General features: G+C 73.4%; 7 protein-coding genes. 4 read left to right on the top strand and 3 right to left on the bottom strand.

The annotated features are described in order from the left end of the window. Positions 1–103: 103 nt before the first annotated feature. Entirely contained in the window at positions 104–685 is a 582-nt protein-coding gene (locus ACIPW5_RS04205; protein WP_401240026.1) for a hypothetical protein, read from the top strand. On the opposite strand, the gene ACIPW5_RS04200 is transcribed toward ACIPW5_RS04205, so the two are convergent. Further along, positions 616–1680 (bottom strand): DUF6183 family protein, encoded by a 1065-nt coding sequence (locus tag ACIPW5_RS04200; RefSeq protein ID WP_401240024.1) that lies wholly within the window; start codon positions 1678–1680, stop codon positions 616–618. The genes ACIPW5_RS04205 and ACIPW5_RS04200 overlap by 70 nt on opposite strands. A gap of 36 nt (positions 1681–1716) precedes the next feature. Between ACIPW5_RS04200 and ACIPW5_RS04195 the strand changes: the two genes are divergently transcribed. Together ACIPW5_RS04195 and ACIPW5_RS04190 are read left to right on the top strand one after the other, a co-directional pair. After that, on the top strand, positions 1717–2490 hold the full coding sequence (locus ACIPW5_RS04195) for an MBL fold metallo-hydrolase (protein ID WP_401240021.1): 774 nt from the start codon (positions 1717–1719) through the stop codon (positions 2488–2490). 58 nt (positions 2491–2548) lie between these two features. Continuing rightward, positions 2549–2785, top strand: coding sequence for a WhiB family transcriptional regulator (locus ACIPW5_RS04190; protein ID WP_401240019.1), 237 nt, complete (start codon positions 2549–2551; stop codon positions 2783–2785). A 53-nt stretch (positions 2786–2838) separates the two neighbouring features. On the opposite strand, the gene ACIPW5_RS04185 is transcribed toward ACIPW5_RS04190, so the two are convergent. Continuing rightward, a complete protein-coding gene (locus tag ACIPW5_RS04185) occupies positions 2839–3810 on the bottom strand; it encodes an acyl-ACP desaturase (protein WP_401240017.1) in 972 nt (323 codons plus the stop codon). Between the two features lie 366 nt (positions 3811–4176). Here ACIPW5_RS04185 and ACIPW5_RS04180 point away from each other — a divergent pair, with 366 nt between their 5' ends. Further along, a complete protein-coding gene (locus ACIPW5_RS04180) occupies positions 4177–4644 on the top strand; it encodes an ATP-binding protein (protein WP_401240015.1) in 468 nt (155 codons plus the stop codon). Here ACIPW5_RS04180 and ACIPW5_RS04175 read toward each other — a convergent pair. Then, a complete protein-coding gene (locus ACIPW5_RS04175) occupies positions 4630–6273 on the bottom strand; it encodes an ABC-F family ATP-binding cassette domain-containing protein (protein WP_401240011.1) in 1644 nt (547 codons plus the stop codon). The genes ACIPW5_RS04180 and ACIPW5_RS04175 overlap by 15 nt on opposite strands. Between the last annotated feature and the right edge of the window lie 133 nt (positions 6274–6406).

Here is a 6406-nt window from a genome sequence, read left to right as displayed (position 1 = left end):
AGTACGTCCAGTACAAGGGCGCCCCGCCAACGCGCCGATGCACGGCACCGGACGACGCGGGCTTAACCGGCAAGATCCGAAAGAGACGGCCTAGCCTGACGGCATGACCTTCGCTGCCGCCCCGCTCCCGCTGCTCTTCCTCGACGTGGACGGCCCGCTGATCCCCTTCGGCGGGACCGGCTACCGGCTGCCGGCCGGTCCCAGGGAGGAGTCCGGCAACCCCCTGCTCGCCCGGCTGGACCCCGCCCTCGGGCCCCGGCTGCTGGCGCTGCCGGGCGTGCTGGTGTGGGCCACGACCTGGGAGGACGAGGCCAACGAGACGCTCTCCCCGCGCCTCGGCCTGCCCCGCCTGCCGGTGGTCGACTGGCCGGAGCCCTCCGAGGGCGAGGGCCGGGGCGGGCTCCACTGGAAGACCCGGACCCTCGTGGACCGCGCGGGCGGGCGCCCCTTCGCCTGGGCCGACGACGAGATCACCCCCGCCGACCGGGCCTGGGTCGCCGCCCACCACCCCGCGCCCGCGCTGCTCCACCGCGTCGACCCCCGTACGGGCCTCACCGACGCGGACTTCGCGGTACTCGCCGACTGGCTCGGGCGGGCTGCCGCGGCCGGGTCCCGTCAGTCGGTGTCCGTGGCCGCGAGGACGGCCAGCCGACGGCCGTCGGGGGACAGGGCCGCGATGCCGTAGTCGGCGCCGATCTCGTTGTGGAACCAGCCCGAGTCGGCCTCGAAGCGGAACCAGGTGGTCGCGCGTGCCAGGCGCTCCACCTCCTCCGCGCCGGCACCCGCCTCCGCGCCCGCCAGGCCCGCCAGCGACCGCCACGCCCACATCCGCCCGAAGGCCCCGCCCACGCCCCCTCCGTACACCCCGCCCATCGAGGCGGAGGCGAACAGCAGCCGCCAGACCTCGCCCAGCGGGCTGCGGGCGACCTCGAAGCGGTAGGTGGGGCCGACGTCGGTGCAGGGCATGGGCAGCATCGGCAGCAGGGCGGGCACCTGCTCGGGGGCGAGGGGTTCCTCCGGTAGGAAGACCCAGGCGTCGGCGTGGCCCCAGTCGCCCGACTCGGGGGCGGAGACGATGCTCTCGTGGACCTCGGCGGTGACCGAGTTCCGCAGCGCGGACCGCTCGGTGGTGCGGGGCACCGGCGGGTCCAGGCGGCCCTCGGCCGGGATCCTGGTCCAGAACCCGCCCGCGGAGCCGCTGACGGTGCGGCGCGGGAATTCGGCTCCGGCCTCGAAGTCGCGCAGCTGCCGGGGGAGCCAGGCCAGGGTGTGCGAGGACCACGGCTGCGGGACGCCCGCCATGTCCGCGCCCCGGAGCAGCAGCTCGTGGTAGAGGCAGGGACCCAGGTGGTCCGTCGCCCCCGCGCCGGGCCGGTCGAAGACGGCGGCGACGAGGTCGGCGGCCGGATGGTGCTCCGCGAGGAGCGAGGCGAGTCCCCACAGGTCCGACGCGGCGCGCTTGCCGTCGACGAGCCGCATCAGTTCCACCAGGGCGTCCCGGCCGGGCGTGAGGGCCAGCACCCGTACCACGTACGCCAGCTGCTCCCCGTAGGTACGGGCCCGCAGGGCGGCCTCCTCGCGCCGGTCGGAGAGCTGCGCCCCCAGCTCCCCCAGGTACGCGAGGTCCCCCGCCGCGGCCCGCCGCTCCGGCTCGCCCCACACGAACTCGATGTCTTCCATGATCGTCACCCTAATGCGCCGTTCTAGACTCGCCGGATGACCAGCGACCTCCTCCGGCTCACCGTCCTGGGTTCCGCGACCCCCTACGCGAGCGTGGACAACCCGTGCTCCGGCTATCTGGTGGCCGGCGGCGGCACGAGGGTGTGGATGGACGCGGGCAGCGGGACGCTGGCCCAGCTGCAGCGGTACGTCCGGCTGGACGGCCTCGACGCGATCTGGCTCTCCCACCTGCACGCCGACCACAGCGCGGACCTGCTCACCGCCTACTACGCCGCCCTCTACGCGGACGTACGGCTCCCCGCGCCGATCCCCCTGTACGGGCCGCCCGGCACCGCCGACCGGCTGGCCCACTTCCTCACCAACACCTCGGCCCGCAGCCCGGTCGAAGCCGCCTTCGACGTCCACGAGCTGTACGACGGCCACCGGGCGCGGGTCGGCTCCCTCACCCTGACCAGCCGGGCCGTCGCCCACGGCATCCCGGCCTTCGCCGTCCGCGTCGACGCGCCGGGCGGCTCCCTGGTCTACTCCGGCGACACGGCTCCGTGCCCCGCCCTGACGGAGCTGGCCGCAGGCTGCGACGTCCTGCTGTGCGAGGCGGAGAGCGACCGTCCGCCCGCCGACGGGGAGGAGCGGGTCCACCACACCCCCGAGGACGCCGGCGACACGGCGTCCGCCGCCGGGGCGGGCCGCCTGATCGTCACCCACGTCGGCCGCGCCCTCACCCCCGCCGGGGCGGTGGCCCGCGCCGCGTCCCGCTTCGCCGGCCCCGTCGCCCACGCCGACCCGGGCACCGCCTTCCCGATCCCCTGAGCCCCGCTGTTGATCAGGCGTTGATGAGACGTCCATCCGGCGGGTTCACGATCGGCGCATGTCGATGAACTCCCTCGCCGCCCCCGCCTGGTACGACCAGGCCCTGTGCGCCCAGACCGGTCCGAGCTTCTTCTTCCCGGAGCCGGGGTCCTCGCTCCAGGACGCGAAGCGGCTCTGCGGGGCGTGCGAGGGCAGGGCGGCGTGCCTGGAGTACGCGCTCGCGAACGACGAGCGCTTCGGGGTGTGGGGCGGCCTGTCGGAGGCCGAGCGCTCCGCCCTGCGCCCGCGCGGCTGAGCGGACCGGGCACGACGAAACCCCCGGCCGGGCCGGGGGTTCCGGGTGGTGGATCAGCCCTTGCGGGCGGCCATGCGCGCGGCGCGCGCGGCCAGGCGCTCGTCGAACTTGCGGGCCTCGCTGTCCAGGCCGTTCATGAAGAGCCCGAGCTCCTCCTGAGCCTTCTGCCCGTCCGGACCCAGGTCCTGGATGTCCATGATCTTGAGGAAGCGGATCACGGGGCTCAGCACGTCGTCGTGGTGGATCCGCAGGTTGTAGACCCCGCCGATCGCCATCTGCGCGGCCATCCGCTCGAACCCGGGCATGCCGTGGCCGGGCATCCGGAAGTTGACGACGACGTCCCGCACGGCCTGCATCGTCAGGTCGGGAGCGATCTCGAAGGCCGCCCCCAGCAGGTTCCGGTAGAAGATCATGTGCAGGTTCTCGTCCTGCGCGATGCGGGCGAGCATCCGGTCGCAGACCGGGTCACCGGACTGGTGGCCGGTGTTGCGGTGCGAGATGCGGGTCGCCAGCTCCTGGAAGGCGACGTACGCGACCGAGTGCAGCATCGAGTGGCTGTTGTCGGACTCGAAGCCCTCCGACATGTGCTGCATCCGGAACGCTTCCAGCTTGTCCGGGTCCACGGCGCGCGAGGCCAGCAGGTAGTCGCGCATCACGATGCCGTGGCGGCCCTCCTCGGCCGTCCAGCGGTGCACCCAGGTGCCCCAGGCGCCGTTGCGGCCGAACAGGGTCGCGATCTCGTGGTGGTAGCTGGGGAGGTTGTCCTCGGTCAGCAGGTTCACGACCAGGGCGATCTTGCCGATGTCGGTGACCTTGGACTGCTGGGGGTCCCAGGCCTCGCCGTCCTCGAAGAAGCCGGGGAAGTTCCGGCCGTCGCTCCACGGGACGTACTCGTGGGGCATCCAGTCCTTGGTGACCTTCAGGTGGCGGTTGAGCTCCTTCTCGACCACCTCTTCCAGCGCGTACAGCAGCTTGGCGTCGGTCCACGCCTCCGAGCTGCCGAGGTGGGGAGAGGTGATCGTCACTGGTGCTCCTGGGGACAAAGCGAATTACCTACGGTTCCGTAGCCTACGGAGTCGTAGGTTAAGCGCGACATCAAGGAGCGCCAAGCCCCAGCCGTTGGTCTGTCCCGCTACATCCGGTTATCTGTGCAGTTCGAGAGGGTGCCGGGCTGCTCCGCGGGGGTGAGAATCACGCCGGAAGGTGGTCCGCGGCGGTGCCTTGACGGCCGGGACCGCCCCGCGGACCGGCCGGGCCGGGATCCGGACATGGCGCGGGAAAGCACCATCTGGTCGTACGAACGGTGGCTCCGCGCACCCGCCTGCGCTACGGTCGGTAGCGCATCATGCACGCGGCGCGACCCCGCCCGGCCCGAGAGGTGGAGCACCACGATGACGGGCACCCTCCGCGGCCCGCGACCCGTCGACGAGGTGCGCCGGGCCCCGGTCCCGCTCCTGGCGCGGGAGCTGTGCCACTCCGTACGGCTCCCGGGCGGCGCCCACTGCGCGGCGAGCGCCCGCTCGGCAGTGCGGTCCCTGCTCGACCGGCACGGGCTGGCCGGCCTCGGCGACCCCGCGGCCCTCGCCGCCTCCGAGCTGGTGGCCTGCGCGGACCGCTTCACACCCGGCCGGGAGATGGTGCTCGGACTCCGCTGGCGCTACGACGCCCTGCGGATCGTCCTCTACGACCGGCACCCCGCGCACTCCTCGCCCGCGGAGGGCGAGGAGTGCCGGGGCCGGCGCAGCCGCGCGATGTGGCTGCTGGCCCGGGTGGCCGAGTCCTGCGGGGGCGACTGGGGGCTCACCCCGGTCCTGACCCCGCTCGGCGGGAGCAGGTCCTGGGCCCTACTGCCCCATTGACCCCCGGACCTCCTCGGCGGAGGTCGGCCGCAGCACACCGCCGTCGAGCACCAGCCAGCGCGTGATGCCGACCGACTCCAGGAACGGCACGTCGTGGCTGGCCACCAGCAGGGCGCCCTCGAAGGAGTCCAGGGCCGCACCGAGCTGCCGCACGCTCGCCAGGTCCAGGTTGTTCGTGGGCTCGTCCAGCATCAGCAGCTGGGGGGCCGGCTCGGCCAGCAGCAGCGCCGCCAGCGCCGCCCGGAAGCGCTCGCCGCCCGACAGGGTGCCGGCCGGCCGGTCCGCCCGGGCGCCCCGGAACAGGAAGTGCGCGAGCCGGGCCCGGACCACGTTGTTCGTGGCGTGCGGGGCGAACCGGGAGACGTTCTCCACCACCGAGCGCTCGTCGTCCAGCACGTCGAGCCGCTGCGGAAGGAAGCGGGCGGGGACGTGGGTCACCGCCTCCCCGGACGCGGGCGGCAGCAGCCCGGCGAGGGTCCGCAGCAGGGTCGTCTTGCCCGATCCGTTCGCGCCGACCAGGGCGATCCGCTCCGGGCCGCGCACCTCCCACTCGCCCGCGACCCGCGCACCGCCGTGGGCGAGGTGCAGATCGCTCAGGGTCAGCACCCGGCGCCCCGGCGGGACCTGGGTGGCGGGCAGCCGGACGCGGATCTCGGCGTCGTCGCGCACCGCCTCGACGGCCTGGTCCAGCCGCTCGCGGGCGTCCGCCAGCTTCTCGGCGTGCATGATGCGGTGCTTGCCCGCCGACTCCTGGGCGGCGCGTTTGCGGGCCCCCATGACGATCTTCGGCTCGCGCTTGTTCTCGTTCATCTTCTGGCCGTACCGCTTGCGCCGGGCCAATTTGACCTGGGCGTCGGCCAGTTCGCGCTTCTGGCGCTGTACGTCGGCCTCGGCGACCCGGACCATCCGCTCGGCCGACTCCTGCTCGGTGGCCAGCAGCCGCTCGTAGTCGGTGAAGTTGCCGCCGTACCAGCGGACTTCGCCCTCGCGGAGGTCGGCGATCTGGTCGACCCGCTCCAGCAGTTCCCGGTCGTGGCTGACCAGCACCATCACCCCGGACCAGGACTCGACGGCCGCGTACAGGCGGCGCCGGGCCCGCAGGTCCAGGTTGTTGGTGGGCTCGTCGAGGAGCAGTACGTCCGGCCGGGCGAGCAGCAGCGCCGCCAGCCGGAGCAGGACGCACTGGCCGCCCGACAGCTCGCCGACGGTCCGGTCCAGGCCGATCCCGGCGAGGCCGAGCTGGTCGAGCACGGCGAGGGCGCGCTCCTCCACGTCCCAGTCGTCGCCGACGGCGGTGAAGTTGGCCTCGGTGGCCTCACCGGCCTCGATGGCGTGCAGGGCGGTGCGGGCGGCACGGATGCCGAGCGCCTCGTCCACCCGCAGGGCGGTGTCGAGCGTGGCGTTCTGGGGGAGGTAGCCGATGGTCCCGGCGACCGAGACCTGCCCCGAGGACGGGGTCAGTTCACCGGCGAGGATCTTCAACAGGGTGGACTTCCCACAGCCGTTGAGTCCGACCAGGCCGGTCCGGCCGGGCCCGACGGTCAGGTCGAACCCGTCGAAGACGGGGCTGCCGTCGGGCCAGTCGAAGGAGAGGGCGGTGCAGGTGGCGAAAACAGGGGCATGACTCATGGAGGCCTCCAGGTTGCGTGGATGGTGCGTGCAACGCGGGGAGACAGCCGACTGTCACAGGGATCGCGAAGTGCGGTGAGTGAGGGCGGTCGGTGTCTCGGACCTCAGAAGAGCAATGTCCTACTCCGTTTCG

The organism is Streptomyces sp. NPDC090077, assembly GCF_044747545.1.
Taxonomy (GTDB): Bacteria; Actinomycetota; Actinomycetes; order Streptomycetales; family Streptomycetaceae; genus Streptomyces.
The sequence above is the reverse complement of the archived record's forward strand: the minus strand, read 5'-3'. Positions and strand labels throughout refer to the sequence as shown.